The 24,134-nt window shown below is 65.8% G+C and carries 23 protein-coding genes; 7 read left to right on the top strand and 16 right to left on the bottom strand.

Features of this window, described 5'->3' with window-relative positions; genetic code table 11:
* Positions 1-87: 87 nt before the first annotated feature.
* From LE197_RS36160 to LE197_RS36145, 4 genes are read right to left on the bottom strand one after another with little or no spacing between them, the layout of a single operon-like run.
* Complete coding sequence (locus LE197_RS36160) at positions 88-2,154, bottom strand: flotillin family protein (RefSeq protein ID WP_003113833.1); 2,067 nt, start codon at positions 2,152-2,154, stop codon at positions 88-90.
* A 35-nt stretch (positions 2,155-2,189) separates the two neighbouring features.
* Complete coding sequence (locus tag LE197_RS36155; protein WP_003100672.1) at positions 2,190-2,831, bottom strand: hypothetical protein; 642 nt, start codon at positions 2,829-2,831, stop codon at positions 2,190-2,192.
* A 55-nt stretch (positions 2,832-2,886) separates the two neighbouring features.
* Positions 2,887-3,582 carry a PspA/IM30 family protein gene (locus LE197_RS36150; protein WP_003092609.1) on the bottom strand — a complete coding sequence of 232 codons (696 nt, stop codon included), beginning with the start codon at positions 3,580-3,582 and terminating at the stop codon, positions 2,887-2,889.
* Positions 3,583-3,596: 14 nt separating this feature from the next.
* A complete protein-coding gene (locus tag LE197_RS36145; RefSeq protein ID WP_003092612.1) occupies positions 3,597-4,217 on the bottom strand; it encodes a YjfI family protein in 621 nt (206 codons plus the stop codon).
* 304 nt (positions 4,218-4,521) lie between these two features.
* Here LE197_RS36145 and LE197_RS36140 point away from each other — a divergent pair, with 304 nt between their 5' ends.
* On the top strand, positions 4,522-5,751 hold the full coding sequence (locus LE197_RS36140; RefSeq protein WP_003129868.1) for a CaiB/BaiF CoA transferase family protein: 1,230 nt from the start codon (positions 4,522-4,524) through the stop codon (positions 5,749-5,751).
* A gap of 185 nt (positions 5,752-5,936) precedes the next feature.
* Here the strand turns inward: LE197_RS36140 and LE197_RS36135 are convergent, their stop codons facing one another.
* Positions 5,937-6,221: a DUF3509 domain-containing protein gene (locus LE197_RS36135; protein WP_170872210.1), complete on the bottom strand. Its 285-nt coding sequence runs from the start codon at positions 6,219-6,221 to the stop codon at positions 5,937-5,939.
* Between the two features lie 112 nt (positions 6,222-6,333).
* On the opposite strand from LE197_RS36135, the gene LE197_RS36130 reads away from it, so the two are divergent.
* The gene (locus LE197_RS36130) at positions 6,334-7,539 is read left to right on the top strand and encodes an adenylate cyclase (RefSeq protein WP_073653456.1); all 1,206 of its coding nucleotides are present in this window, start codon (positions 6,334-6,336) and stop codon (positions 7,537-7,539) included.
* Between the two features lie 53 nt (positions 7,540-7,592).
* Here LE197_RS36130 and thrC read toward each other — a convergent pair whose 3' ends face one another.
* The 4 genes from thrC to xerD all read right to left on the bottom strand — a co-directional run bounded on the left by thrC (position 7,593) and on the right by xerD (position 12,324).
* A complete protein-coding gene (gene thrC / locus LE197_RS36125) occupies positions 7,593-9,002 on the bottom strand; it encodes a threonine synthase (RefSeq protein ID WP_003092622.1) in 1,410 nt (469 codons plus the stop codon).
* A 52-nt stretch (positions 9,003-9,054) separates the two neighbouring features.
* A complete protein-coding gene (locus tag LE197_RS36120) occupies positions 9,055-10,359 on the bottom strand; it encodes a homoserine dehydrogenase (protein ID WP_003109642.1) in 1,305 nt (434 codons plus the stop codon).
* 213 nt (positions 10,360-10,572) lie between these two features.
* The gene (gene dsbC / locus LE197_RS36115) at positions 10,573-11,301 is read right to left on the bottom strand and encodes a bifunctional protein-disulfide isomerase/oxidoreductase DsbC (RefSeq protein ID WP_003092626.1); all 729 of its coding nucleotides are present in this window, start codon (positions 11,299-11,301) and stop codon (positions 10,573-10,575) included.
* A gap of 126 nt (positions 11,302-11,427) precedes the next feature.
* The gene (xerD, locus tag LE197_RS36110) at positions 11,428-12,324 is read right to left on the bottom strand and encodes a site-specific tyrosine recombinase XerD (protein ID WP_003092629.1); all 897 of its coding nucleotides are present in this window, start codon (positions 12,322-12,324) and stop codon (positions 11,428-11,430) included.
* 214 nt (positions 12,325-12,538) lie between these two features.
* On the opposite strand from xerD, the gene LE197_RS36105 reads away from it, so the two are divergent.
* A complete protein-coding gene (locus LE197_RS36105) occupies positions 12,539-14,374 on the top strand; it encodes a cation:proton antiporter (protein WP_226033836.1) in 1,836 nt (611 codons plus the stop codon).
* A 112-nt stretch (positions 14,375-14,486) separates the two neighbouring features.
* Entirely contained in the window at positions 14,487-15,173 is a 687-nt protein-coding gene (locus tag LE197_RS36100; protein ID WP_003119314.1) for a hypothetical protein, read from the top strand.
* A 69-nt stretch (positions 15,174-15,242) separates the two neighbouring features.
* Here the strand turns inward: LE197_RS36100 and LE197_RS36095 are convergent, their stop codons facing one another.
* From LE197_RS36095 to ffh, 6 genes are all read right to left on the bottom strand, one after another.
* A complete protein-coding gene (locus LE197_RS36095) occupies positions 15,243-15,668 on the bottom strand; it encodes an acyl-CoA thioesterase (protein WP_003092635.1) in 426 nt (141 codons plus the stop codon).
* A 151-nt stretch (positions 15,669-15,819) separates the two neighbouring features.
* Entirely contained in the window at positions 15,820-16,170 is a 351-nt protein-coding gene (gene rplS, locus LE197_RS36090) for a 50S ribosomal protein L19 (RefSeq protein ID WP_003092637.1), read from the bottom strand.
* A gap of 41 nt (positions 16,171-16,211) precedes the next feature.
* On the bottom strand, positions 16,212-16,970 hold the full coding sequence (trmD, locus tag LE197_RS36085; protein ID WP_003119312.1) for a tRNA (guanosine(37)-N1)-methyltransferase TrmD: 759 nt from the start codon (positions 16,968-16,970) through the stop codon (positions 16,212-16,214).
* A 6-nt stretch (positions 16,971-16,976) separates the two neighbouring features.
* Positions 16,977-17,504: a ribosome maturation factor RimM gene (gene rimM / locus LE197_RS36080; RefSeq protein WP_003092640.1), complete on the bottom strand. Its 528-nt coding sequence runs from the start codon at positions 17,502-17,504 to the stop codon at positions 16,977-16,979.
* Positions 17,505-17,519: 15 nt separating this feature from the next.
* Positions 17,520-17,771 (bottom strand): 30S ribosomal protein S16, encoded by a 252-nt coding sequence (gene rpsP / locus LE197_RS36075; RefSeq protein WP_003092643.1) that lies wholly within the window; start codon positions 17,769-17,771, stop codon positions 17,520-17,522.
* 209 nt (positions 17,772-17,980) lie between these two features.
* A complete protein-coding gene (gene ffh / locus LE197_RS36070) occupies positions 17,981-19,354 on the bottom strand; it encodes a signal recognition particle protein (RefSeq protein WP_003092645.1) in 1,374 nt (457 codons plus the stop codon).
* Between the two features lie 300 nt (positions 19,355-19,654).
* On the opposite strand from ffh, the gene LE197_RS36065 reads away from it, so the two are divergent.
* The 3 genes from LE197_RS36065 to LE197_RS36055 all read left to right on the top strand — a co-directional run bounded on the left by LE197_RS36065 (position 19,655) and on the right by LE197_RS36055 (position 23,377).
* Positions 19,655-20,455: an inner membrane protein YpjD gene (locus LE197_RS36065; RefSeq protein WP_003092649.1), complete on the top strand. Its 801-nt coding sequence runs from the start codon at positions 19,655-19,657 to the stop codon at positions 20,453-20,455.
* 12 nt (positions 20,456-20,467) lie between these two features.
* Positions 20,468-21,760 (top strand): HlyC/CorC family transporter, encoded by a 1,293-nt coding sequence (locus tag LE197_RS36060; protein ID WP_003111904.1) that lies wholly within the window; start codon positions 20,468-20,470, stop codon positions 21,758-21,760.
* 303 nt (positions 21,761-22,063) lie between these two features.
* Positions 22,064-23,377, top strand: coding sequence for an MFS transporter (locus LE197_RS36055; RefSeq protein WP_124135975.1), 1,314 nt, complete (start codon positions 22,064-22,066; stop codon positions 23,375-23,377).
* Between the two features lie 7 nt (positions 23,378-23,384).
* Here the strand turns inward: LE197_RS36055 and LE197_RS36050 are convergent, their stop codons facing one another.
* Positions 23,385-24,134 (bottom strand): SGNH/GDSL hydrolase family protein, encoded by a 750-nt coding sequence (locus tag LE197_RS36050; protein WP_003122122.1) that lies wholly within the window; start codon positions 24,132-24,134, stop codon positions 23,385-23,387.

The raw sequence follows: 24,134 nt of genomic DNA, 5'->3' as shown, positions 1-24,134 counted from the left end.
CGCAGCCAACAGGCCACGCCAGGGGCTGCGCCGCTCAGGGCGCGGGCGGAACGCCTCCGCAGTTGGCGGAGGAGGCTGCGGGTCGACTCAGACTTCCGCCGCCGGCTCGTTCTCGTGGCCGCTCTTGCGTTCCGGCATCACCGCAGCGGCTGCGCCACGGCCGTTGAGCAGGCGGGCGAGGACGTCCTGCACCACCGGGCTCTTGCCGACCACACCTTCGATGGCCTTGCCCACCGACAGCGACTTGGCGAAGGAGTTGAAGAAGTCGCCCTCGCCGCCGACGATCTCGATGTTCGCCTTGCCCAGCGCGGTGGCGAGCACCTCGGCCTGGTCCTTGGCGATGTCCTTGTTCGCGGCGATGGCCGCCATGGCCTCCTCGAAGCTCTTCTCCAGCTGCATGCGGAACTCTTCGTGCTGGCGAGCGCTGTCGCTGAGGGCATCCAGGGCGCCGAACTTCTTGCCAAGCCCCTCGGCCTCGGCATTCAGGCGCTGCAGCAGTACTTCCGCTTCCGCGCTGCCCTGGTCCTTGGTGGCCTTGGCCTTGGCCGCGCCGAGCTGCTCCTCGCCGCGCGCCTGGGCGCCGAGCTTCTCGGCCAGCACCTTGGCTTCGGCCAGGCCGTCCTTCTCCTTGGCCGCGGCCTGCGCCTCGAGCACCCGGGCGTCGGCCAGGCCGCGCTCTTCGTCGCCCCTGGCTTCGGCGATCAGTTGTTCGGCACGTACCCGCGCCGCTGCCAAGCCATCCTTTTCCTTCGCCGCGGCGGTGACTTCCAGCACCCGCGCATCGGCCAGGCCCGGCGCTGCGCGCTCGGCCTCGATGCCCTCGGCCAGACGCTTCTTCGCCTCGGCCTGCTTCGACGCCGCCTCCAGCTCGGCCTGCGCCATGGTGTTGATTTCCACCGCCTTGTGCTTGGAGCGGGCCTCGTCGGCTTCCGCCTGCTTGACCTGGCGTACCAGCTCCTGCTCGGCTTCCGCCTGGGCCTGCAGCAGTATCACCTGCTTGACCCGCTCGGCCTCGGAAACCTCGCGCACCTCCTTGATCCGCTCCTCCTCCTGGGCCACGGTCTTTTCCACCGCGACGCGCTCGCGAATCACATTGGCGATGTTCTTGCGCTGCTCTTCCAGCGCCTTTTCCTTCTCGATCTTCTGCAGCTCCACCTCACGCTCGCGGGCGACGATCTCCAGGTCCTTGGCGCGGGTGACCTTCTCCACCTCGATGACCACCGCGCGCTGGCGGTTCTGCTGCGCCACCTCGACCTCGCGCTGGTGGTTCTCGGTGCGCACGTCGATTTCCTGCTGCGCCTGGATCCGCGCCTGCTCGGCCTTCAGCCGCTCCTCTTCCTTGACCCGCGCGGTTTCCGCTTCCTCGCGGGCACGGATGGTCTCGATCTCGCGCTTCTGCCGGGCCTCGGCGTCAGCCTGCTGGCGCTCCAGGGCCAGGGCCGCCTCGCGGGTCTCGACGTTCTTCTTCTTGATCGCCAGCTCTTCGTTGCGCTCCAGTTCGTTGGTGATGACGTTCTGGGTGGCGGTCAGCTCGGTGATCTTGCGGATGCCCTCGGCATCGAGGATGTTGCTCGGGTCCAGCGAGTTCTTCGCGGTCTGCTCCAGGTAGTCGATGGCGACGTCTTCCAGGACGTAGCCGTTCAGGTCGTTGCCGATCACCTCGATGATGCGGTCACGGAAGTCCTGGCGATTCTCGAACAGCTGGACGAAGTCGAACTGCTTGCCGACGGTCTTCAGCGCCTCGGAGAACTTGGCATTGAACAGCTCGTTCACCGCCGAACGGTCGGAAGCACGGTCGACGCCGATGGCCTTGGCCACCTTGAGCACGTCGTCCTGGGTCTCGTTGACCCGCAGGTAGAAGGCAACGGTGATGTCCGCGCGCATGTTGTCGCGGCAGATCAGGCCGTCCTTGCCGCGCCGGTCGACCTCCAGGGTGATCAGCGAGATGCGCATGAACTCCTTCAGGTGGATCACCGGATAGACCAGCGCACCGGTGAAATGCACCTTGGGCGTCGACGACATGTCGTTGACGATCAGCGCGGTGCCTTGCGGGACCTTGATGTAGAAGGCCTTGAACAGGGCCAGCAGGCCCACGACCAGCAGAACGACCAGGCCCACTCCCAGCAGGAGGGGCATCAGCGACGTCATATCCATAGCAGCAGTTCTCCTTGATTCTCACCGAGCCCGGGTCAGATACCGCGGAACTCTTCCTCGGTAACGACCCGATAGGCGTGCTCCGCCTCCAGGTACTCCAGCAGCACGACGCGATCGCCGCGCTTGAAGCCTTTGTTTTCTTCCGCACGAACTTTCAGGATCAGCCCGGCGCCGCCGTCTTCCAGCAACGCCTCGCCATGTTGCAGGGTGACCCGCCCGCTGCGCACCACCGCGACCTGGCCCAGCACCGACTTGCTGCTGGTGCTTTCCAGCTTGCGGAACAGCGGCCGCAACGGCCGGCACAGCGTGGCCGCCAGCGGCGCCGCCAGGAACAGCGCGCCCACCGCCACCACGGCGCCCAACGGGTAGCGCAGCCAGCCGAGCGGCAATGCGCTGAGCAGCCACAGCTGGACGAAGTAGCAGAGGAACCAGGCGAAGAAGGACAGCAGGGTCAGCACCAGGGTGACCGGTACGCCGTTGAGTTTCAGCTTCGCCAGCAGCGCGGCGAGGCCTTCGGCCTGGCCGGCGCCATCGACGACCGACTCGGCGTCGAGATCGAGCACATCGATCTCGACCATGCCCAGGGCGACGATGCCCCAGTAGATGATCGCTAGGATCAGAAGAAAGCTGAACAGCACGGTCGGGAACGACAGCGCCGTCTGCAGGAAACCTTCCATTGTCGCTCTATCCCTGAAAAACGGGCCCGGACGCCTTCGCCGGGCCGCGGGCCTATCAGGCCTTGCCCTTTTCCTTCAGGCGCGCCAGCACGCCATCCACGCTGTTGCCCGAGGCCTTGATCCCAGCCGCGCGCAGCTTGGCGTCCAGCGCATCGTCCGGCGCCGCCGCGCTGGCCAGTTCAGCCGCGGCATCCATGGTCGCCGCGCGTTCGGCCTGGCGCTGCTTGATCCGCTCCAGGGAGTCCACCGCGGTCTGCAGCTTGCTCTTCGAGTTGCCGTAGCGCTGGGCAACGGCCATCTGCGCCTTCTGCACGCTCTCGGTGGCCTTGACCGTATCCACCTGTTGCTTGAGCTGGCGGATGTTGCCCTCGGCCTGGCTCACCGACTTGCGCAACTGGGCTACGCTGGCGGCGAATTCCGCGACCTGGGCACGCTCGCCCTCGAGCTGGTTCTCCAGGGTCGCGATCTTCTCCGCGACCTCCCGGGCCAGCTCCTCGTTGCCGGCCTCCAGTGCCTTGATCGCGTATTGCTCGTACTCGGCGACCTGGGCCGCGCCCTTCTCGACGCGCTCCTGGGCCAGGCGGTGGCGGGCCATGATCGAGGCCAGCGCTTCCCGCGACTTGCGCAGTTCGACGTCGGCGTCGCGGATCTCCTGGTCGAGGATGCGCAGCGCCTGGCTGTCGACGATCGCCTCGCCAACCTCGTTGGCTCCGCCGCGCAGGGCGCTCAGCAGCTTGCTCCATACCGTCATGATGGTGTCCTCCCTCAGGCCCGGGCTTTCAGGTAGCCGGCGTAGACTTCCGTGGCGCGGATCACGTTGCCGGCCAGGGTTTCGATTTCGTGCAGCACGCTGGCCAGCGACGAAGTCGTGCTCAACGCGCCGAACATGCTGTAGCAGCGCTCCTCGCCCGGCAGGTTGAGCAGGCCGATGCTCGACAGCGGGAACAGTTGCCGGCTGAGCAGGACCTCTTCGTTGAAGGCGGTCGCGTCGGTAACGTCGCTTTCCGGCCAGAGCAGCGCCTCGACGATGATCTGCTCGCCCTGGGGCGCGACGAACACCGGCAGGTCGCCGTATTCGCGCATGATCACATAGAGACTCGCTTCCGCCCCCTCGATCAGCTCGATCTGGGCCTCGCCGCTGCTGAACAGCTCGGTGCCGCTCAGGGCCTCGGCCAGCGAGCGAGCGTTCCATACCCGGGCTTCCGTCATGTCTTCCTCCTTCTCCAAATGAGCCGCTCCGGCAGCCGGGCGACGCAGCATCCGCTCGATGCCGGCGAGCGCCGCGGCGTTCTCCGGCAAGATCCAGACTTCCTTCTTCACCAGGCCCTGCTCGCGCAGGCGCTGGCGAAAGACACGCTGATAATGGGCTGATGATTTCCGTTGCATGGACTCACACTACGAGATCACATGTAAGATTTCAACAGATCACATGTAATAAAAACCAACGCACGCGCATATCTACGCCGGGCCGGCCGGAGCATGGAAAAGAAACACGGGGAGGAAAGAGAGAAAGAAATGGCACGAGGGGCCTCCCTGGCTCGGTGTCTGGCGCGCTACATCCTGTATCGACTCCCGCATTAAACCCTCTATGCAAAAGGAATTGAAGGACCGCCGGGCATATCGGGAAAAAACGGGAAACGTCTCACCCTACCGCGGCACCCGCCCGCACCGCCGGCAAATGCTCTAGGCTATGCGCACACTGCAGCCTGACGGACACCGCATGGAACATTCGCCCAAACCGCTGGCCGGCCTGAAGGTGGTCGAGCTCGGCACCCTGATCGCCGGCCCTTTCGCCTCGCGGATCTGCGCCGAGTTCGGCGCCGAAGTGATCAAGATCGAGTCGCCCGACGGCGGCGATCCACTGCGCAAGTGGCGCAAGCTCTACGAAGGCACCTCGCTGTGGTGGTTCGTTCAGGCACGCAACAAGAAATCCCTGACCCTCAATCTCAAGCACGCCGAAGGCCAGGCGATCCTGAAACGCCTGCTCGGCGATGCCGACATCCTGATCGAGAACTTCCGCCCCGGCGTACTGGAAAAGCTCGGCCTGGGCTGGGATGTCCTCCACGCGCTGAACCCGCGCCTGGTGATGGTGCGCCTGTCGGGCTTCGGCCAGACCGGCCCCTACAAGGACCAGCCGGGCTTCGGCGCGGTCGGCGAGTCGATGGGCGGACTGCGCTACATTACCGGCTTCGAGGACCGCCCGCCGGTTCGCACCGGGATTTCCATCGGCGACTCGATCGCCGCCCTGTGGGGCGTGATCGGCGCGCTGATGGCGCTGCGACACCGCGAGGTCAACGGCGGCGAGGGACAGATGGTCGACGTCGCCCTCTACGAGGCGATCTTCGCCATGATGGAAAGCATGGTTCCGGAATTCGACGTGTTCGGTTTCATCCGCGAGCGCACCGGCAACATCATGCCGGGCATCACCCCCTCCTCCATCCACACCAGCGCCGATGGCCGCCACGTACAGATCGGCGCCAACGGCGACGCGATCTTCCGCCGCTTCATGCAGGCCATCGGCCGCGACGACCTGGCCAGCGACCCGCGACTGGCCAGCAACGACGGGCGCGATGCGCGCCGCGACGAACTCTATGGGGTTATCGACCGCTGGGTCGCCTCGCAGCCCCTGGAGGAAGTGCTGGCGGTGCTGGCGCGAGCCGAAGTCCCGGCCAGCCGCATCTACTCCGCCGAAGACATGTTCCGCGATCCGCAATTCCTTGCCCGCGAGATGTTCCTCTCGGCACGCTTGCCGGACGGCAAGCCATTCCGCATGCCTGGCATCGTACCCAAGCTGTCCGCCACGCCAGGCTCGGCGGATTGGGTAGGCCCGGAACTGGGCGAGCATACCGATGCCCTGCTCGCCGAGCTGGGCTACGACAGCGAGGGCATCGCCGCCCTGCGCCGGGAAGGCGCCATCTGAACGGTACGCGGAGCCCTTCATCGGTGCTCCGCGGATAGTGCAGCCCCCTCTCCCCTATCCAGTCAGGGAGAGGGGGTTATCCGCACGCTTCCACGAGCATGGCGCCATCCGGCAAGAGCCGCTGCACCGGCGCGCGCCTTCGGCCTGACCGCCCGATGCGCAACGCGCCCTCGAACGAGACGGTGCTAGCGCGACGAATACAGCAGCACGTGATCCCGCTCGCGGAAGGTCGCCAGCACGTCTTCCTCCATCCGCCCGACCAGCACCTGCAATTCCCGGCGAATGGTCTGCACGGCATCCTCGAGATAGCTTTCGTCGTTCAACTGCACCTTGGCGATGACCCGCTGCAACAGGGCTTCCCCCTGCGGATCGACCAGCGTGACCACCCGTCCGCCATCGGGCCGGGGCTGGCTGAGGGTGAAGGGATGGGGAGCGAAGGCATCGGCCAGTCGTTGCTTCAGGCTGTCCAAATCAGGTCTCCTGTTTCGACGAATAAGACTCGTCAAAGACCGAAAAAACGCGAATAGGGTTCGTCGATGCAAGCATTTACCGGACTAACGGCAGCATCTGGCGAAAGGCCACGTGCCGGCGCAAATAGCCATTCGAGCCGAACCAGACCAACGCAACGATCAGCCCGCTATAAGGGAAGCACCGGGAAAAACTCCAACCATCCCACCCTCGCGCAACGCCTTCACCTGCTTGAAATTGCAGTATCCGGCGCGTCCGTCAGGCAGTAACAACGAGACTTTCCCCTGCGCACCGAACAGCGAGGATCTCATGACTGCCTTCGCATCCCCCCGCGGCGCCTGGCGCGCCTTCATCCTCGCGCTGGCATTCGCCGCCGGCACGGCACAGGGCTCGCTGCTGTTCGGCGCCGTCGGCCTGGCCAACGACCAGTACGCGCGTCCGGTCGCCGACACCGAGATCGCCAGCACCGCCGTGCTCGCCGATTGTCGTGGCTTCGTCGGGACCATCGCCAGGATCGTCCTGCTGGACGGCTCGATCCGCTGCAACGAGGCTTTCCCCTATGGCTTCGCCAGCCCGATCAGTACCAGCGTCTACTATCCGGCGGACATCGCCGCGTCCGACGCCAAGCTTCCGGTCATCACTTTCGTCGGCGGCATACTTTCCAACGCCGGCAACTATCACGAACTGATGAAACTGTGGGCCAGCCACGGCTTCATCGTGGTGATCTCCTCCGACTTCATCAATTCCTTCCCGCTGATGCACGCCCTCGGCATCCTTGAGGTCGCGAAACTGGACAGGGACCCGGCCTCGGCCCTGCATGACCGGGCCGACTTTTCCCGGACGCTGGTCGCCGGGCACTCCGCCGGCGGCCAGGCCACACTGCAGAGCGCCAGTCTCTCTGCACAAGCCCTGAAACTCATCGAGCCACGGTTGAAGCTGGTCGGCGCCCTGCCGATCGAGCCAGGCCCCCTGGCCATCGGTTCCACGGTAAAGACCCCGACCCTGCTGCTGACCGGACTGGCCGATGTGGTCGTGCCGCCGCTCAGTTGGCCGATCCTCTGGCAGGGCCCGTTGATCCGCGACGTGCCCGCCTGGGGCGCCACGGCCACCACGGCGACCCACTTCAGCCCGCTGCGACAGATCGAGTACAACGAGTTCGCCGGCATCAGCGTCGCCTGGGTGCTGTACCAGGGAAAGAACGATGCCCAGGCCCGCGACTATTTCGTCGGGCGCTACTACAAGCTGGCCAGCGACATCCAGTTCAACGATCCACTGAGGCTGCTCCGCCCCTCGCGCAACAAACTCGCCGCTGCCCTTTGAGAAGACATGAAAAAGCCCGCCATCAAGGCGGGCTTCTTCCTTTCACGACAGGCTCAGAGCGGCTTGCCGCGATTGCCGTGCTGGCTGACGAAGGCCTGTACCTTGGCCAGCTCGTTCGGCAATACGGTGCAGCGCTCCTCGCGCTCGAACAGGTCGGCGAGGTGCGCAGGCAGCGCCGGCGCCTGGCCGATGCCGGCCTTCTCCACCGCTTCGGGGAACTTGACCGGATGCGCAGTGCCCAGGGTCACCATCGGCACGCTCAGGCTGCGCCGGCATTCGCGGGCGGCACGCACGCCAATGGCGGTGTGCGGGTCGAGCAACTCGCCACAGGAGCGGTATACCTCGGCGATGGTCTCGCAGGTCTGCTCGTCGCTGACCGCCAGGGAGTCGAACAGCTTGCGCGCCTCGGTCCAGCGCTGGTCTTCCACCGACAGCTTGCCGCTGGCCTTGAAGGCATCCAGCAGTTCGGCGACGGCCTTGCCGTTGCGGCCGTGCAAGTCGAACAGCAGGCGTTCGAAGTTGGACGAGACCATGATATCCATCGACGGCGACAGCGAGGGATGCAGGGTGTCCTTGTCGTAGCGATTACCGCTCATGAAGCGGTGCAGGATGTCGTTGCGGTTGGTCGCGACGATCAGCTGGCTGACCGGCAGGCCCATGTTGCGCGCCAGGTAGCCGGCGAAGATGTCGCCGAAGTTGCCGGTCGGCACCGAGAACGCCACCGAGCGATGCGGCGCGCCGAGCTGCAGCGCGGCATGGAAGTAGTAGACGATCTGGGCCATGATCCGCGCCCAGTTGATCGAGTTCACCGCTACCAGGCGGGTACCCTTGAGGAAGCCCTGGTCGGCGAAGCTGGCCTTGACCATCTCCTGGCAGTCGTCGAAGTTGCCTTCGATGGCGATGTTGTGGATGTTGTCGCCGAGGATGGTGGTCATCTGCCGGCGCTGCACCTCGGACACGCGGTTGTGCGGGTGCATGATGAAGATGTCGACGTTGTCGCAACGGCGGCAGCCTTCGATGGCCGCGGAGCCGGTATCGCCGGAGGTGGCCCCCATGATCACCACGCGCTCGCCGCGCTTGGCCAGCACATGGTCGAGCAGGCGGCCGAGCAGTTGCAGGGCGAAGTCCTTGAAGGCCAGGGTCGGGCCGTGGAACAGCTCCAGCACCCATTCGTTGCCGTTCAACTGGCGCAGCGGCGCCACTGCGTCATGGGCGAAGACGCCATAGGTTTCCTCGAGGATCTTCTTGAAGTCGGCATCGGCGATGCTGCCGGCGACGAACGGGCGCATCACCCGGAAGGCCAGCTCGTGGTAGGGCAGGCCGACCCAGGAGGCGATCTCCTCGAGGGTGAAGCGTGGCAGGTTTTCCGGGACGTAGAGGCCGCCGTCGCTGGCCAGGCCGGCGAGGAGGACATCTTCGAAGTTCAGGGCGGGCGCTTGGCCGCGGGTGCTGATGTAACGCATGTTCAAAACCTTCGCTGTTGACGCGGGCCCGCGAGCGGCGCCCGGCGTTCGATCAATTCAGTTGTTCGACACGGATACGGACCACCGGCCCGGACACGCCTTCCAGCGCTTCCAGGGCGGCGATGGCATCGTTGATGCGTTGTTCGATGACCCGGTGGGTAACCAGGATCATCGGCACCAGGCCGTCCTGTTCCTCGGCCTCCTTCTGCATGATCGATTCGATGTTGATGCCGCGCTCGGACAGGATGGTGGCCACCTGGGCCAGTACGCCCGGGTGGTCCTTGGCCTGGATGCGCAGATAGTAGGCGCTTTCGCAGGCTTCGATCGGCAGGATCGGGTGGTCGGACAGCGCGTCCGGCTGGAACGCCAGGTGCGGTACGCGGTTCTCCGGATCGGAGGTCATGGCGCGGACCACGTCGACGAGGTCGGCCACCACCGAGGAAGCGGTCGGTTCCATGCCGGCACCGGCGCCGTAGTAGAGGGTCGAGCCGACGGCGTCGCCGTTGACCATCACCGCGTTCATCACGCCGTTGACGTTGGCGATCAGGCGATCCGAGGGAATCAGGGTCGGGTGCACGCGCAGCTCGAAGCCGCTCTCGGTGCGACGCGCCACGCCCAGGTGCTTGATGCGATAGCCGAGGGCGTCGGCGTAGTTGACGTCGGCGCTGGTCAGCTTCGAGATGCCTTCGGTGTAGGCCTTGTCGAACTGCAGCGGAATGCCGAAGGCGATCGAGGCGAGGATGGTCAGCTTGTGGGCGGCGTCGATGCCTTCCACGTCGAAGGTCGGGTCGGCCTCGGCATAGCCCAGGGCCTGGGCCTCGGCGAGCACGTCGGGGAAGGTACGGCCCTTCTCGCGCATTTCGCTGAGGATGAAGTTGCCGGTACCGTTGATGATCCCGGCCAGCCAGTTGATGCGGTTGGCCGACAGCCCCTCGCGGATCGCCTTGATCACCGGGATGCCGCCGGCGACAGCGGCCTCGAAGGCGACGATCACGCCCTTCTCGCGGGCCTTGGCGAAGATCTCGTTGCCGTGCACGGCGATCAGCGCCTTGTTCGCGGTGACCACGTGCTTGCCGTTCTCGATGGCCTTGAGCACCAGCTCGTGGGCCAGGGTGTAGCCGCCGATCAACTCGACGACCACGTCGATCTCGGGATTGCACGCTACGTCGAAGATATCGGCGGTGATGGGGGTCGCACCGGTATCGCACTTCGGGTTCGGCCGGCGGGCGGCGATCTGCGCAACCTCGATACCGCGCCCGGCACGGCGGGCAATCTCCTCGGCGTTGCGTTCGAGTACATTGAAGGTACCGCCACCGACGGTCCCCAACCCACAGATGCCTACTTTGACCGGTTTCACGCTGGAACTCCCCATCTCACCTACGACGGCCGGACGCGCCGGCCTGCTATGGTTCCCCGATCGAATCGAGGTTGACGCGACCACTGTACGGGCCACGACACATCCTGGCGATGGATTCCGCCAGCGGGCGACGGAAATCGCCAATGATGAAAACAAAAGAGCCGCACATTACGAAGCGGCTCTTTATTAGTCAATTGTTCGGCAGACCCGGCGCTATTTGGCCTCCAGCGCCAGCTTGGCCAACTGCTTGGCCGGCTGGTAGCCGGGGAGCAACTGGCCGTTGGCGAGGACGATCGCCGGCGTTCCCTGCACCCCGACCATCTGGCCCATCTGGAACTGCTTGTCGACCGGGTTCTTGCACTCGGAAGACTTGATCTCCTTGCCGTTCATCATGGCGTCCATCGCCTTGGTCGGCTCCTTCGCACACCAGACCGCCTGCAGTTGCTTGTCGCCCGCCGACTGCGGCCCCTGGCGCGGGAACGCCATGTAGCGCACCTCGATCCCCTGCTCGGTCAGGTCCGGCACCTCGGCATGCAGCTTCTGGCAGTACGGGCAGGTGGTATCGGTGAACACCGTGATGTGCGCCTTGGCCTGGCCCTTGGCCGGATACACCACCATCTCGCTGGCGGGCACGCCGTTGATCGCCTTGGCGATCGCCTGGCTCTCGGCCTTCTCGGTCAGGTTGACCGGCTTGCCGTCCTTCACCTGGTAGAGGTAGCCCTGCATGACGAACTGGCCGTCGGCGCTGGCGTAGAGCACCCGGCCGCCCTTCAGCTGCACCTGGTAGAGCCCCTGCAGCGGGCTGCTGGCGATGGAGTCGATGGGCAGGTCCGGTTGCAGGGCCTGCAGGGTCTTGCGGATGTTCTGATCGGCATTGTCTGCCAGGGCCAGGGTACTCATCAGGCCGAGGGCGGCAGCAGCCAGAAAACGGGTCACGCGCATGTGTCACTCCTGTCGTGCGGTCGGCGAAGCCTACCATAGACCACTATCCCGACGGGCCCGACGCTTGTCGCAGAACGCTACGAAAGCGCCTCTTTTCGGGTAGGTACGGATTTTTCGGACAAAGCGTCAGCCTCGCGGGTGGTGGCGTGCGTGCAGATCCTGGAGGCGGGCCCGGGCGATATGGGTATAGATCTGGGTGGTCGACAGGTCGCTGTGGCCGAGCAGCATCTGCACCACCCGCAGGTCGGCGCCATGGTTGAGCAGGTGGGTGGCGAAGGCGTGGCGCAGGGTGTGCGGCGAAATCGACGTGCCGATCGCCGCCACCTGCGCGTGATGCTTGATGCGATGCCAGAAGGTCTGGCGGGTCATCTGTTCGCCGCGCAGGCTGGGGAACAGCACGTCGCTGGGCCGCCCGCCGAGCAGGTCGCCGCGGGCCTCGCGCAGGTAGCGTTCGAGCCAGCCGATGGCTTCCTCGCCGAGCGGCACCAGGCGCTCCTTGCTGCCCTTGCCGAATACCTTGACCACGCCCTGGCGCAGGTTGACCTGCTCCAGGGTCAGGCCGACCAGTTCGCTGACCCGCAGGCCGCAGGCATACAGCACTTCGAGCATGGTGCGATCGCGCAGGCCCAGCGGGTCGTCGACTTCCGGCGCCGCCAGCAATGCCTCGACGTCCGCTTCGGAGAGGGATTTCGGCAACGGCTTGCCCAGTTGCGGCAGGTCCACCTGCAAGGTGGGATCCTCGGCGATCAGGCCGTCGCGCAGGCAATAGCGATAGAAGCCACGCAGGCCGGAGAGGAAGCGCGCGGTCGAGCGGGCCTTGTAGCCCTGTTCCAGGCGCCAGGCCAGGTGATCGAGGATGGCGTCGCGGCCGATGCCCTCCAGGCGCAGCCCGCGGCCATCGAGCCAGGCGTTGAACTGCTGGAGGTCGTTGCGATAAGCCTCGCGGGTGTTGTCGGCAAGGCCTTTTTCCAGCCACAGGGCATCGAGGAAACGGTCGATCAGGGGATGTTCGAGGGTACTCATGGATGAAGGCTGCGAACCAAATGAAAGCGCGGCTAGTCTTTCATAGCCTGGGCGCTATCGCGAGCGTTGGCCGTCATCGCCACGTAATGGTTAGTCAGGCCGGTCGACAGGAGGTCGGCCGGCTTCCCGTGCCCGCGGGAAAAAGCGGAGCCATGTGGCTCGATGGTTCGCCCCGGCTCAGGACGAGCGGAGCGACGCTGACAAGGAATCCTCGATGGACCAGAACGCTATCCTGCTCGCCCTCGGCGGCATCGGTGCCGCCGCCCTGCTCAGTCAATGGCTGGCCTGGCGCCTGCGCCTGCCAGCCATTCTTTTCCTGCTGCTGTCCGGGATCGTCGCCGGCCCGCTACTCGGCTGGCTCGATCCGGACGAGATGTTCGGCCCCCTGCTGTTCCCACTGGTATCCCTGGCAGTGGCGCTGATCCTCTTCGAGGGCAGCCTGACCCTGCATTTCAGCGAATGGAAGGAAATCGGCACCGTGGTGCACCGAATGGTGACCATCGGCGCGCTCTCGACCTGGGGCGTGATCGCCCTGGCCGCCCACTACCTGCTCGACTTCGGCTGGGAAATGGCCCTGCTGTTCGGCACCCTGACCCTGGTCACCGGGCCCACGGTGACCGTCCCGATGCTGCGGGTGGTCCGGCCCAAGGCCGCGGTGGCGAACATCCTGCGCTGGGAAGGTATCGTCATCGATCCCATCGGCGCCCTGCTGGCGGTAGTGGTGTACAGCTTCATCATCTCCAGCGGCGAAGGCGATGGCTGGCTACACAGCCTGCAGACCTTCGGTGGAGTGATCCTCTGCGGCAGCCTGTTCGGCATCCTCGGCGGCTGGGCGCTGGGCATCGTCCTGCGCCGCCACTGGCTGCCGGACTACCTGCACAACCTGGCGACGCTGGCCGCGGTGCTGGGCGTATTCATCGCCTCGAACCGGGTGATGCACGAATCCGGGCTGCTCGCCGTCACCCTGATGGGCATGGGCCTGGCCAACATGAAGGGCGTCGACGTACGGCAGATCCTGCACTTCAAGGAAAACCTCAGCGTCCTGCTGATTTCCGGCCTGTTCATCCTCCTGGCCGCGCGCCTGGACATCAATGCCCTGCTCGGCCTGGGCCCGGCGGCGCTGCTGGTGCTGCTGCTGATCCAGTTCGTCGCCCGGCCGCTGAACGTGGCGCTGTCGACCTGGGGTTCGCCGCTGAGCTGGCGCGAGCGCGCCCTGCTCAGCTGGATCGCCCCGCGCGGGATCGTCGCCGCGGCGGTCTCGGCGATCTTCGCCATCCGCCTGAGCGCCGAAGGCCATGCCCAGGCGGCGCTGCTGGTGCCGCTGACCTTTCTGGTGATCATCGGCACGGTGGTCCTGCAAAGCGCCACCGCCCGCCCCCTGGCGCGCCTGCTGAAGGTCGCCGAGCCCTCGCCCAGCGGCTACCTGATCGTCGGCGCCAATCCGGTCGGGCGCGCCATCGGCAAGGCCCTGAAGAGCCTCGGCAGCCGCGTGCTGCTGACTGATTCGAGCTGGGAAAACATCCGCGCCGCCCGCATGGACAACCTGCCCACCTATTTCGGCAATCCCACCTCGCAGCACGCCGAAGCCCACCTCGACCTGGTCGGCATCGGGCATTTGCTGGGGGTTTCTCCAGCCGGCGAGCTGAATACCCTGGCGGCCATGCGCTTCCGCCACGAGTTCGGCCATCGCCAGCTGTTCGGCCTGCCGACCAGCCAGGAAGCCAAGCGTACCGACAAGCACCGCTCCAGCGACGAACACCGTGGCCGCCCACTTGGCCAGCGACCGCTGACCTACGCGCAGTTCGCCAGCCTGCTGTCGCGCGGCGCCGAAATCCGCACCACCCTGCTCACCGACACCTTCGGCTGGAACGACTACCAGGCGCTGCACGGCGAGTCCGCGATCCTGCTGTTCGCCCGCGATCCGAACGGCAGGATGCACGTCGCCACGCCACAGTCCACGCTGGCGCCGGGCACCGGCTGGACGCTGCTGTCGCTGATCGACGCGGAACCGTCAGTCAGCAAGTCGCAGGCTACGGAAATCGCCGACTAGACTTCAACGAACCGACGAAAGACCGTCGTCACCCTATCCAAGGTTGGGTGACAAACGAAGCCCACGAAGAGGATGATTGCATCTAGCCATCATCCTCTTTTTTCATCAGGCCATGACCATGTCCAATCAACAACATTCCCGCCTGGGCCAGATCCTGATCAACAAGGGGCTGATTAGCGCCGCCCAACTGGACGCCGCGATCCAGGCGCAGTTGAGCAACCACAAGCGCCTGGGCGAAACCCTGATCGAGCAGGGCCTGCTGAGCGAACGGCAACTGAAGAAGGCGCTGAAGAAGCAGACCAACCTGCGCCTGGCCGCGACCCTGGTCGCCGCCCTGCTCAGTCCGTTCCAGATGGCCAGCGCCGACATCCAGCGTATGCAGCCGCCAGCGGCCATGAGCCGCCAGGAATTGCCGAAGAACCTGCGTCCGCTGACCGACGTCGAGATGAGCAACGTCAACGCCCAGGGCCTCAACGAAAGCCTCGAGGGCCTGTTCCTGAAGGCCGAGGGCGGCGACGGACTGGCCGCGGTGAAGCAACTGGCGAAGCTGGTGATGCCGATGCTCGACAGCCTGGAGGCGGAAACCTCGATGAGCGACGTTCGCTACGAAACCGGCAAGACGCAAAGCACGCTCAACCCCGACGGCTCGGTCAACCTGCGCCTGCCGAGCAGTATCGGCGAGGTGCGCTTCGACAATATCCGCATTGCCGGCGCGCCGCGCGAGCAGACGTTCGGCAGCGTCAGCCTGCAACAGATCGACCTGTCCCAAGCCTCCCTGAAGATCAGCCTGCGGCCCTGATCCCAACCCAGGGCCGGATCGTCCGGGGATATGGAAAAGGCACCCGTGGGTGCCTTCTTTCTGCCTGTATCAAGCCGCCTGGCTGGCCGGGAACCCCGGCAGGACCGGAACCGGCCGCTTTTCGTCGTCGATGGCAACGAAGCTGAACAGGCCGTGTATGGCCTTCTCGCGACCGTCGGCGTACATGCTTTCCAGGTACACCTCGACCTCCACCTTGAGGCTGGTGTTGCCGACCTTGACCACCCGTCCGACCAGTTCGACGATCGAGCCCGCCGGGATCGGGTGGTTGAAGTCGATGCGATCGGTGGAAACGGTCACCAGCGGCAGGCGGCAGAAACGGGTCGCGGTGATGAACGAGACCTCGTCCATCCAGGCCAGCGCAGTCCCGCCGAACAGGGTGTTGTGGTGATTGGTGGTGGGCGGGAATACCGCCTTGGTCACACGGGTTTCGGAAAGCTCGGTGCGACGCAGGATTTCTTGCTCTCTGGGGGTCATGCCACGAATACCGGATGGAGTGGCTGCCTGGGTGCCGCGGATGTTGTACTGGTTATGCGCTGCCGTGGGCAGTAGGAAGCGCCGCCGGAAAGGCGAACGCCAGACATGAAAAAAGCAGCCCTCGGGCTGCTTTTCTCGGAGAAGAACCGGATTAGACCAGTTTTTCCTTGATGCGCGCGGCCTTGCCGGACAGGGCGCGGAGGTAGTACAGCTTGGCCTTGCGCACGTCGCCGCGACGCTTGACGCTCAGGCTGTCGACGATCGGGCTGTAGGTCTGGAAGGTACGTTCCACGCCCACGCCGTTGGAGATCTTGCGCACGGTGAAGGCGCTGTTCAGGCCACGGTTGCGCTTGGCGATAACGACGCCTTCGAAGGCCTGCAGACGCTGACGGTCGCCTTCCTTCACCTTGACCTGGACGATCACGGTATCGCCGGGGGCGAACGCCGGGATCTCTTTGTTCATCTGTTCAGCTTCGATCTGCTGAATGATCTTGTTGGTCATGCTGTGCTCCTAAGACCGGCAATCGGCCAGCCATCGATACGTTAACTATCGTCCCGCTGACGGATATATTCCGCCAGCAGCTTCTGCTCTTCTCCAGAAAGCGAGCGGCTATCCAGAAGATCGGCGCGTCGTTCCCAGGTCCGCCCAAGGGCCTGCTGCAAACGCCAACGCCGGATGTGTTCATGGTTGCCACTGAGCAACACTTCAGGAACACGTTTGTCCGCGTACACCTCGGGTCGGGTGTAGTGCGGGCAGTCGAGCAGGCCATCCGTGAAGGAGTCCTCCTCGGCGGAATCTGCATGACCCAATGCACCGGGCAGCAACCGCGTCACTGCATCGACCAGCACCATGGCCGGCAACTCACCGCCGGACAGGACATAATCGCCGATCGACCATTCTTCATCGACGTGCTCTTCGATGAAGCGCTCGTCGATGCCTTCGTAGCGCCCGGCGATGAGGATCAACGCTTCCTCTTCGGCCAGTTCGCGTACGCCCGCCTGCGTCAGCTGGCGGCCTTGCGGCGAAAGGTAGATCACCTTCGCCTTCCTGCCCCCGGCGGCTTGCCTGGCATCCGCCAGCGCGCCCTCCAGAGGCTTGATCTTCATCACCATGCCAGGGCCACCGCCGAAGGGCCGGTCGTCCACCGTCTGGTGGCGGTCCTCGGTGTAGTCCCGTGGATTCCAGCAGGTCAGCGTGAGCAACCCCTGCTTTACCGCACGGCTGGTGATGCCATAGTCACTGATCGCGCGGAACATCTCCGGAAAGATGCTGACGACGCCCACCCACAAACGCTTGTCCATGGATGATCAGAAGTCCGCGTCCCAGTCCACCCGCATCTCGCCAGCGGCCAGGTCGATCGACAGCACGCACTGCCCGGTGTAGGGCAACAGGCGCTCGCGGTCGTCCAGGCTGCCCGCGCAGGGCTTGACCACCATGACATCGTTGGCACCGGTTTCCAGCAGATGGTCGATCACGCCGAGCAACTGCCCGCCCTGGTCGATCACCTTCAGGCCTTCCAGCTGGTGCCAGTAGTACTCACCTTCCTCGAGAGAGGGCAACTCGCTACGCGGGATGCAGATCTCGTAACCGGTGAAGGTGCGGGCCTCTTCGCGATCGTCGAGCCCCTTGAGCTTGGCGGCCAGGACCTTGCCATGCAGGCGCCCCCTGACCAGCTCGGCCTGCCGAATCTCGCCGTCGCGCCGGAGCGTCCAGCGGCGATAGTCCAGCAGGTTGTCCAACGGGTCGGTAAAGGAATACACCTTCACCTCACCGCGGATGCCGTACACCGAAACGATCTTGCCGATCACGACCAGGTCGTCGGCGGGTGTCGGCATTTCACTCATGACGGCTTAGGCGTTTGCCTTGGCAGCGTCCTTGAGCAGCTGAGCAACGCGCTCAGACGGCTGTGCACCCTGGCCGAGCCAGTAGGTAGCACGCTCCTGGTCGACGGACAGACGCACTTCGCCACCAGTCGCAACCGGGTTGAAGAAACCGATGCGCTCGACGAAGCGACCATCGCGCGCATTGCGGCTGTTGGTCACGGTCAGGTGGTAGAAGGGGCGCTTTTTGGAGCCGCCACGAGCAAGACGGATGGTTACCATGTGAACTTCGTTCCTGTAGTCGGTGCTTGCAAAATGAATGCACGCTGGGCCCACGGCCCGAAAGGCCGCATATTCTAAGGATTATCGGGGAATTTGCAAATCTCTTTTTCGGCCACCCATCGGCCGGCGCGGAGAGCGCGGGAAGCACACGGTCCGCCCGCCGGCCGACGGAGCGAAACCGCCGGCGTGGCCAGCGGCCGCGCGTCCGATCAAAGCTTGGGCATGCCCCCCGGGAACATACTGCCCATGCCTCGCATCATCTTGGCCATGCCGCCCTTGGCGGTGACCTTCTTCATCATCTTCTGCATCTGCTTGTGCTGCTTGATCAGCCGGCCGACGTCCTGCACCTGGGTACCGGAGCCAAGGGCGATGCGGCGCTTGCGCGAGCCGCTGATCATTTCCGGATCGCGCCGTTCGCCGGGCGTCATCGAGTTGATGATCGCCTCCATCTGCTTGAACTGTTTCTCCGCAGCACCCTGGGCATTGCCCATCTGCGCCAGGTTGACCCCGCCGAGCATCGGCAGCTTGTCCATGAGCCCGCCGAGGCCGCCCATGTTCTTCATCTGTTGCAACTGGTCGCGGAAGTCTTCCAGGTCGAAGCCCTTGCCCTTCTTGATCTTCTTCGCCAGCTTCTCGGCCTTGTCGCGGTCGAGGTTCTGCTCGGCCTGTTCGATCAGGCTGAGCACGTCGCCCATGCCGAGGATGCGCGAGGCCACGCGGTCGGGATGGAACGGATCGAGCGCTTCGCTCTTTTCGCCCATGCCGAGGAACTTGATCGGCTTGCCGGTGATCGCCCGCACCGAGAGCGCGGCACCACCACGCGCGTCGCCGTCGACCTTGGTCAGGACCACGCCGGTCAGCGGCAAGGCGTCATTGAAGGCCTTGGCGGTGTTGGCGGCGTCCTGGCCGGTCATGGCATCGACCACGAACAGGGTTTCCGCCGGCTTGATCGCCGCGTGCACCTGCTTGATCTCGTCCATCATGTCGGCATCGATGTGCAGGCGGCCTGCGGTATCGACGATCACCACGTCGATGAACTTCAGTCTCGCCTCGCGGATCGCCGCCTCGGCGATGGCCACCGGCTTCTGGCTGACGTCGGAAGGGAAGAAGGTTACGCCAACCTCGCCCGCCAGGGTTTCCAGCTGCTTGATCGCGGCGGGTCGGTAGACGTCGGCGGAAACCACCATCACCGACTTCTTCTTGCGTTCCTTAAGGAAGCGCGCCAGCTTGCCCGCGGTGGTGGTCTTGCCCGCGCCCTGCAGGCCGGCCATCAGGATCACCGCCGGCGGCGCGACGCTCAGCGCCAGGTCCTCGTTGGCCGCCCCCATCAGCTCCTCGAGCTCGGCGCGGACGATCTTCACGAACGCCTGTCCCGGGGTCAGGCTCTTCGAGACCTCGGTACCGACGGCGCGCTCCTTGACCTTGTTGACGAAGTCCTTGACCACCGGCAGGGCCACGTCGGCCTCGAGCAGGGCCATGCGCACTTCGCGCAGAGTGTCCTTGATGTTGTCCTCGGTCAGCTTGGCCTTGCCGGTGACATGGCGAAGCGTCTGCGAGAGGCGGTCTGTAAGGTTTTCGAACATGCGCGATCCTTCCACGGGGGTTGCGGCAAGCGGCGGATTATAACCAAGAGCGCGTCGCGGGACACGCGATGAAAGACGGAGTGTGTGTCCGGCGACGACCGGAGGCCAGCCTCAAGTCCTTGATTTGCCGATGCGTTCCGTCTTTGCCGAAGCGACCGCCGGACCATGAGGTCGCGGCGCCCGCGGCAGGCGGTCCGCCAACCCGGCCACAGGTACGAGAGAACTGTTCGCAACGGCTTTCTCGCGACGCTCGATCTATGCCAAACTCCCATCCTTTCGGGCCCGCGATTACAAGGACTTATGCATCCCCTGCTGCCCAGCCTCATCGCTGCTGTTCTCTATCTCGGCACCGCCGCCTACCAGGGTGCCTGTGTGTCCAAGCGCACCGCGCCGGGCAAACCCCTGCTGCTCCTGTTCGGACTCCTGGCACTGGTCGCCCACGCCTTCAGCCTCTACCAGCAATTGCTGACCCCGGCCGGCCTGGTGCTGGACTTCTTCAACGCCGCCAGCCTGATCGCCGCCGCGGTAATTCTCCTGACCCTGCTGGCGACCTTGCGGATACCGGTGGAGAACCTGCTCCTCCTTCTATTCCCGCTGGGTGCCCTCACCACCCTGCTGGCGGTACTCATCCCCCACGGCACCGTCGAGCCGATCAACGAACAGCCAGGCATTCTGGCCCACATCCTGCTCTCGATCCTGGCCTACGGCCTGCTCACCATCGCGGTGTTCCAGGCGCTCTTGCTGCTGCTCCAGGACTACCGCCTCAAGCACAAGCATCCGTCCGGGCTGATCCGCAACTTCCCGCCCCTGCAAACCATGGAAAGCCTGCTGTTCGGCTTCCTCTGGGGCGGCTGGTCGCTGCTTTCGCTGTCGCTGCTGTCCGGATGGCTGTTCGTCGACAACCTGTTCGCCCAGCACCTGGCGCACAAGACCATCCTGTCCTGCTTCGCCTGGGTGGTCTTCGCCGTGCTCCTCTGGGGTCGCCACCAGCTCGGCTGGCGGGGCCACAAGGCGATCCGCTGGACCCTGGCCGGTTTCTGCCTGTTGATGTTGGCGTACTTCGGCAGCAAGCTGGTGCGGGAATTCATCCTGCACATCTGATGGGCCTCCTTCATGGATGAGCTGCACCCCGGGTACCTGGTCGGCCTGCTGGTTCTCCTGGTCGCCTGCTCGGCGTTCTTCTCCTGCGTCGAGACCGCCCTGCTCAACCTCGACCGTTACCGCCTGCGCCTGCAGGCCAAGCAAGGCCTGCGCGGGGCCCGGCGCAGCAGTTGGCTGCTGCTGCACGACGACCGCCTGCGCGGCACCCTGTTGTTCGGCCGCACCCTGGTCAACGTCAGCGCCGCCGCCCTGGCCAGTTGGGCCGCGCTGCGCCACTGGGGCGTCATCGGCCTGGCCGTCGCCATCCCCGGCATGACCCTGCTCCTGCTGCTGTTCGGCGCCCTGCTGCCGCGCCGCTACGGCGCCCTTCGCTCGGAACGCGTCGCCCTGCCGCTCAGCCTGCCGCTCCTGATCCTGCAGCGCCTGTGCTGGCCCCTGCTGTGGCTGCTGACCCTGCTGAGCAACGCGCTGCTGCGCCTGCTCGGCGTCGCCGCGGCGGAACAGGACGACAGCGGACGCAGCCGCGACGAAGAGGCCCTGCATCCGGCCGACAATCCCCAGGCCAGCGAGGTCAACCGGCATGACATGCTGCTCGGCCTGCTGGACCTGGAGAAGGTCACGGTCAACGACCTGATGATCCCGCGAAACGAAATCGAAGGCATCGACCTCGACGACGAACTCGAGGTCATCGTCGAGCAGTTGCGCACCACCAGCCACACCCGCCTGCCGGTCTACCGCGACGACGTCAACCAGATCGAAGGGGTCGTGCACATGCGCCAGATCGCGCGCCTGCTGACCCAGGGCCGCCTGACCAAGGAGAATCTCCGCCAGGCCTGCATGGAGCCGTATTTCGTGCCGGAAAGCACGCCGCTGTCGACCCAGTTGGTGAACTTCCAGAAGGAGAAGCGCCGTATCGGCGTGGTGGTCGACGAATATGGCGAGGTGATCGGCATCGTCACGCTGGAGGACATCCTCGAAGAGATCGTCGGCGACTTCAACGACCTCGACAGCCTCGACAACCCGGATATCCAGGCCCAGGAGGACGGCAGCTTCGTCATCGACGGCAGCGCCAACCTGCGCGAGCTGAACAAGTCGCTTGGCTGGCAATTGCCCTGCGACGGCCCGAAGACCCTCAACGGCCTGGTCACCGAAGCCCTGGAGCAGATCCCCGATTGCGCGGTGTGCCTGCGCATCGGCCCCTACTGCCTGGAAATCCAGCAGTCGGCGGAAAACCGTGTGAAAAGCGTGCGCGCCTGGCATCCCCGCGCGCTGACCCCGCTGGTCGAAAGCGACGCCAGCGTCTGATCCGGGATTGCCGAACCGGCCCCGCGGCGCTCTATAATCGACCCCAGCTTATCCAGCCCTGCCGCCGGTTCCGCCGCTACCCGCAGCCCGAGCCCCGGCCAGTCACCCGCCAGTCCCGCCTGCCCGCCCGGCCCCGATGCCGACGGTACCAGCCGGCGCACGGCGCGCAGCCCCATCCTCCCTGCGCGACCGATCTCGTCCGCCCCACCCGGGCGCCGCGCCGCCGCATCGGCGCACTGGCCATAACCATCCGGCCGCACGGAAGCACTCCGTCGTGCCCCGACTGCCAGGGACCTTCCCACCATGACCGCCGCCACCCTCGCCGCCGACGCCGCTCCGGAACCGGCCAACTCGACCACCCGGGTCGCAGTCGCCAGCTTCATCGGCACCGCCATCGAGTTCTACGATTTCTACGTCTATGCCACTGCCGCCGCCCTGGTGATCGGTCCGGTATTCTTCCCGCAGACATCCGGCACCGCGCAGATGCTCAGCGCCTTCCTCACCTTCGGCATCGCCTTCCTCGCCCGTCCGCTGGGCTCGGCGCTGTTCGGCCACTTCGGCGACCGCATCGGGCGCAAGTCGACCCTGGTCGCCTCGCTGCTGCTGATGGGGGTGTCCACCACCCTGATCGGCGTCCTCCCCGGCTACGACAGCATCGGCTACTGGGCGCCGTTGCTGCTCTGCGTGCTGCGCTTCGTCCAGGGCCTCGGCCTCGGCGGCGAGTGGGGCGGCGCCGCGCTGCTGGCCACGGAGAACGCGCCGGCCGGCAAGCGCGCCTGGTTCGGCATGTTTCCCCAGCTCGGCCCGTCGATCGGCTTCCTCGCCGCCAACGGCCTGTTCCTGGCCCTGGCGATGCTGCTCAGCGAGGAGCAGTTCCGTGACTGGGGCTGGCGGATCCCGTTCCTGCTCAGCGCGGCGCTGGTTGTGGTCGGCCTCTACGTACGCCTGAAGCTGGCGGAAACCCCGGTGTTCGCCAAGGCCATGGCCAAGCACGAGAGGGTCCGCCTGCCGATCGCCGAGCTGTTCGCCCAGCACTGGCGGCCGACCCTGCTCGGCGCCCTGGCGATGGTGGTGTGTTATGCGCTGTTCTATATCTCCACGGTGTTCTCGCTGAGCTACGGGGTGGCCAGCCTCGGCTTCAGCCGCGAGGAGTTCCTTGGTCTGCTGTGCCTCGCGGTGCTCTTCATGGCCGCCGCCACGCCGCTGTCGGCCTGGCTCAGCGACCGCTTCGGACGCAAGCCGGTACTGCTGCTCGGCAGCCTGGCGGCGATCGCCTCCGGCTTCGCCATGGAGCCGCTGCTCAGCCAGGGCTCGACGTTCAGCGTCGCCCTGTTCCTCTGCATCGAGCTGTTCCTGATGGGGGTCACCTTCGCCCCGATGGGCGCGCTGCTGCCGGAAATATTCCCCACCCACGTGCGCTACACCGGCGCGTCGGCGGCCTACAACCTGGGCGGCATTCTCGGCGCCTCGGTGGCGCCCTATATCGCCCAGAAGCTGGTCGGCATCGGCGGCCTGGGCTGGGTCGGCGGCTACGTCTCCGCAGCGGCGCTGCTCAGCCTGCTGGCGGTGCTGTGCCTGAAGGAAACCCGCGACAACGACCTCGGCGCAGTGTCCTGAGTCTCGCTCAGACTACCGCGACGCCGCCCTTCTCCCTCGCCGCCAACCAGTCGGCGAGGGCCCCGGCCCAGACCTGGTAGCCCAGCTGCGACGGATGAAAGCCGTCGATGGCCAGGTAGCCCGGAAGCAGGTCCAGCGAGATCGGGCAGTAGCCGGCGCCGGTCGCGCCAGCGAGATCGCACAGCGCCTCGTCGAGCAGCCGCCCGCGCCACCCCAGCAGGGCCCGCAGCAACCCGGGCAAGGCGGAAAAATGCTGCAGCGGCGGCACCGCGGTGCAGGTCACCTGCGCGCCGGCCGCCTGGAAGCCGTCGATCAGGGCCGCGCAGTCGGCGCGCCAGCGTTCGAGGGAGCGCAGGCTGGTGGTGTCATTGACGCCGAAGACCAGGATCACCTGGTCGAAGAAACGTCCCGCCACCTGCGGTAGCAAGCGTTCGCGCGCCTCGCCGCTGGTGATACCGTTCTCGCCCAGCGCCTGCCAGGCCACCGGGCGCCGCAGACGCTCGCCCAGCGCCGCGGCCAGGCGGCCGGCCAGGGCGTAGTCCAGGCAACTGGCGCCGACCCCGGCCACTGTCGACTCACCGAACAACAGCAAGCGCAGCGGCTCTTCGGCACCGGACCCACCGACCAGCCCTTCGCGAGGTCCCGCCGCGGGCGCCAGGCGCAAGGCTCGGCGGCGGGTGCGGATAGCCAGCGGCACCGCCAGCGGCAGCAACGGCAGAGCCGCCGCCCACCAGGCCAGCGTTGCCAGCCGGCGCAT

This window comes from Pseudomonas sp. PS1(2021) (assembly GCF_020405165.1).
Classification (GTDB): Bacteria; Pseudomonadota; Gammaproteobacteria; order Pseudomonadales; family Pseudomonadaceae; genus Pseudomonas; species Pseudomonas aeruginosa.
Note: the sequence above shows the minus strand (reverse complement) of the source record. Positions and strands in the feature narration are given on the sequence as shown.

Excerpts from the sequence above, each read along its gene's own strand:
- LE197_RS36155 (WP_003100672.1), bottom strand. The coding sequence starts at position 2,831 with ATGGAAGGTTTCCTGCAGACGGCGCTGTCGTTCCCGACCGTGCTGTTC.
- LE197_RS36145 (WP_003092612.1), bottom strand. The coding sequence starts at position 4,217 with ATGCAACGGAAATCATCAGCCCATTATCAGCGTGTCTTTCGCCAGCGC.
- thrC (WP_003092622.1), bottom strand. The coding sequence starts at position 9,002 with ATGCGTTACATCAGCACCCGCGGCCAAGCGCCCGCCCTGAACTTCGAA.
- LE197_RS36060 (WP_003111904.1), top strand. The coding sequence starts at position 20,468 with ATGGATGAGCTGCACCCCGGGTACCTGGTCGGCCTGCTGGTTCTCCTG.
- dsbC (WP_003092626.1), bottom strand. The coding sequence starts at position 11,301 with ATGCGCGTGACCCGTTTTCTGGCTGCTGCCGCCCTCGGCCTGATGAGT.
- ffh (WP_003092645.1), bottom strand. The coding sequence starts at position 19,354 with ATGTTCGAAAACCTTACAGACCGCCTCTCGCAGACGCTTCGCCATGTC.
- LE197_RS36050 (WP_003122122.1), bottom strand. The coding sequence starts at position 24,134 with ATGCGCCGGCTGGCAACGCTGGCCTGGTGGGCGGCGGCTCTGCCGTTG.
- rpsP (WP_003092643.1), bottom strand. The coding sequence starts at position 17,771 with ATGGTAACCATCCGTCTTGCTCGTGGCGGCTCCAAAAAGCGCCCCTTC.
- LE197_RS36140 (WP_003129868.1), top strand. The coding sequence starts at position 4,522 with ATGCGCACACTGCAGCCTGACGGACACCGCATGGAACATTCGCCCAAA.
- LE197_RS36095 (WP_003092635.1), bottom strand. The coding sequence starts at position 15,668 with ATGACCCCCAGAGAGCAAGAAATCCTGCGTCGCACCGAGCTTTCCGAA.
- LE197_RS36100 (WP_003119314.1), top strand. The coding sequence starts at position 14,487 with ATGACCATGTCCAATCAACAACATTCCCGCCTGGGCCAGATCCTGATC.
- LE197_RS36150 (WP_003092609.1), bottom strand. The coding sequence starts at position 3,582 with ATGACGGTATGGAGCAAGCTGCTGAGCGCCCTGCGCGGCGGAGCCAAC.
- LE197_RS36160 (WP_003113833.1), bottom strand. The coding sequence starts at position 2,154 with ATGGATATGACGTCGCTGATGCCCCTCCTGCTGGGAGTGGGCCTGGTC.
- xerD (WP_003092629.1), bottom strand. The coding sequence starts at position 12,324 with ATGAGTACCCTCGAACATCCCCTGATCGACCGTTTCCTCGATGCCCTG.
- LE197_RS36105 (WP_226033836.1), top strand. The coding sequence starts at position 12,539 with ATGGACCAGAACGCTATCCTGCTCGCCCTCGGCGGCATCGGTGCCGCC.
- rplS (WP_003092637.1), bottom strand. The coding sequence starts at position 16,170 with ATGACCAACAAGATCATTCAGCAGATCGAAGCTGAACAGATGAACAAA.
- rimM (WP_003092640.1), bottom strand. The coding sequence starts at position 17,504 with ATGCCGACACCCGCCGACGACCTGGTCGTGATCGGCAAGATCGTTTCG.
- LE197_RS36065 (WP_003092649.1), top strand. The coding sequence starts at position 19,655 with ATGCATCCCCTGCTGCCCAGCCTCATCGCTGCTGTTCTCTATCTCGGC.
- LE197_RS36055 (WP_124135975.1), top strand. The coding sequence starts at position 22,064 with ATGACCGCCGCCACCCTCGCCGCCGACGCCGCTCCGGAACCGGCCAAC.
- trmD (WP_003119312.1), bottom strand. The coding sequence starts at position 16,970 with ATGGACAAGCGTTTGTGGGTGGGCGTCGTCAGCATCTTTCCGGAGATG.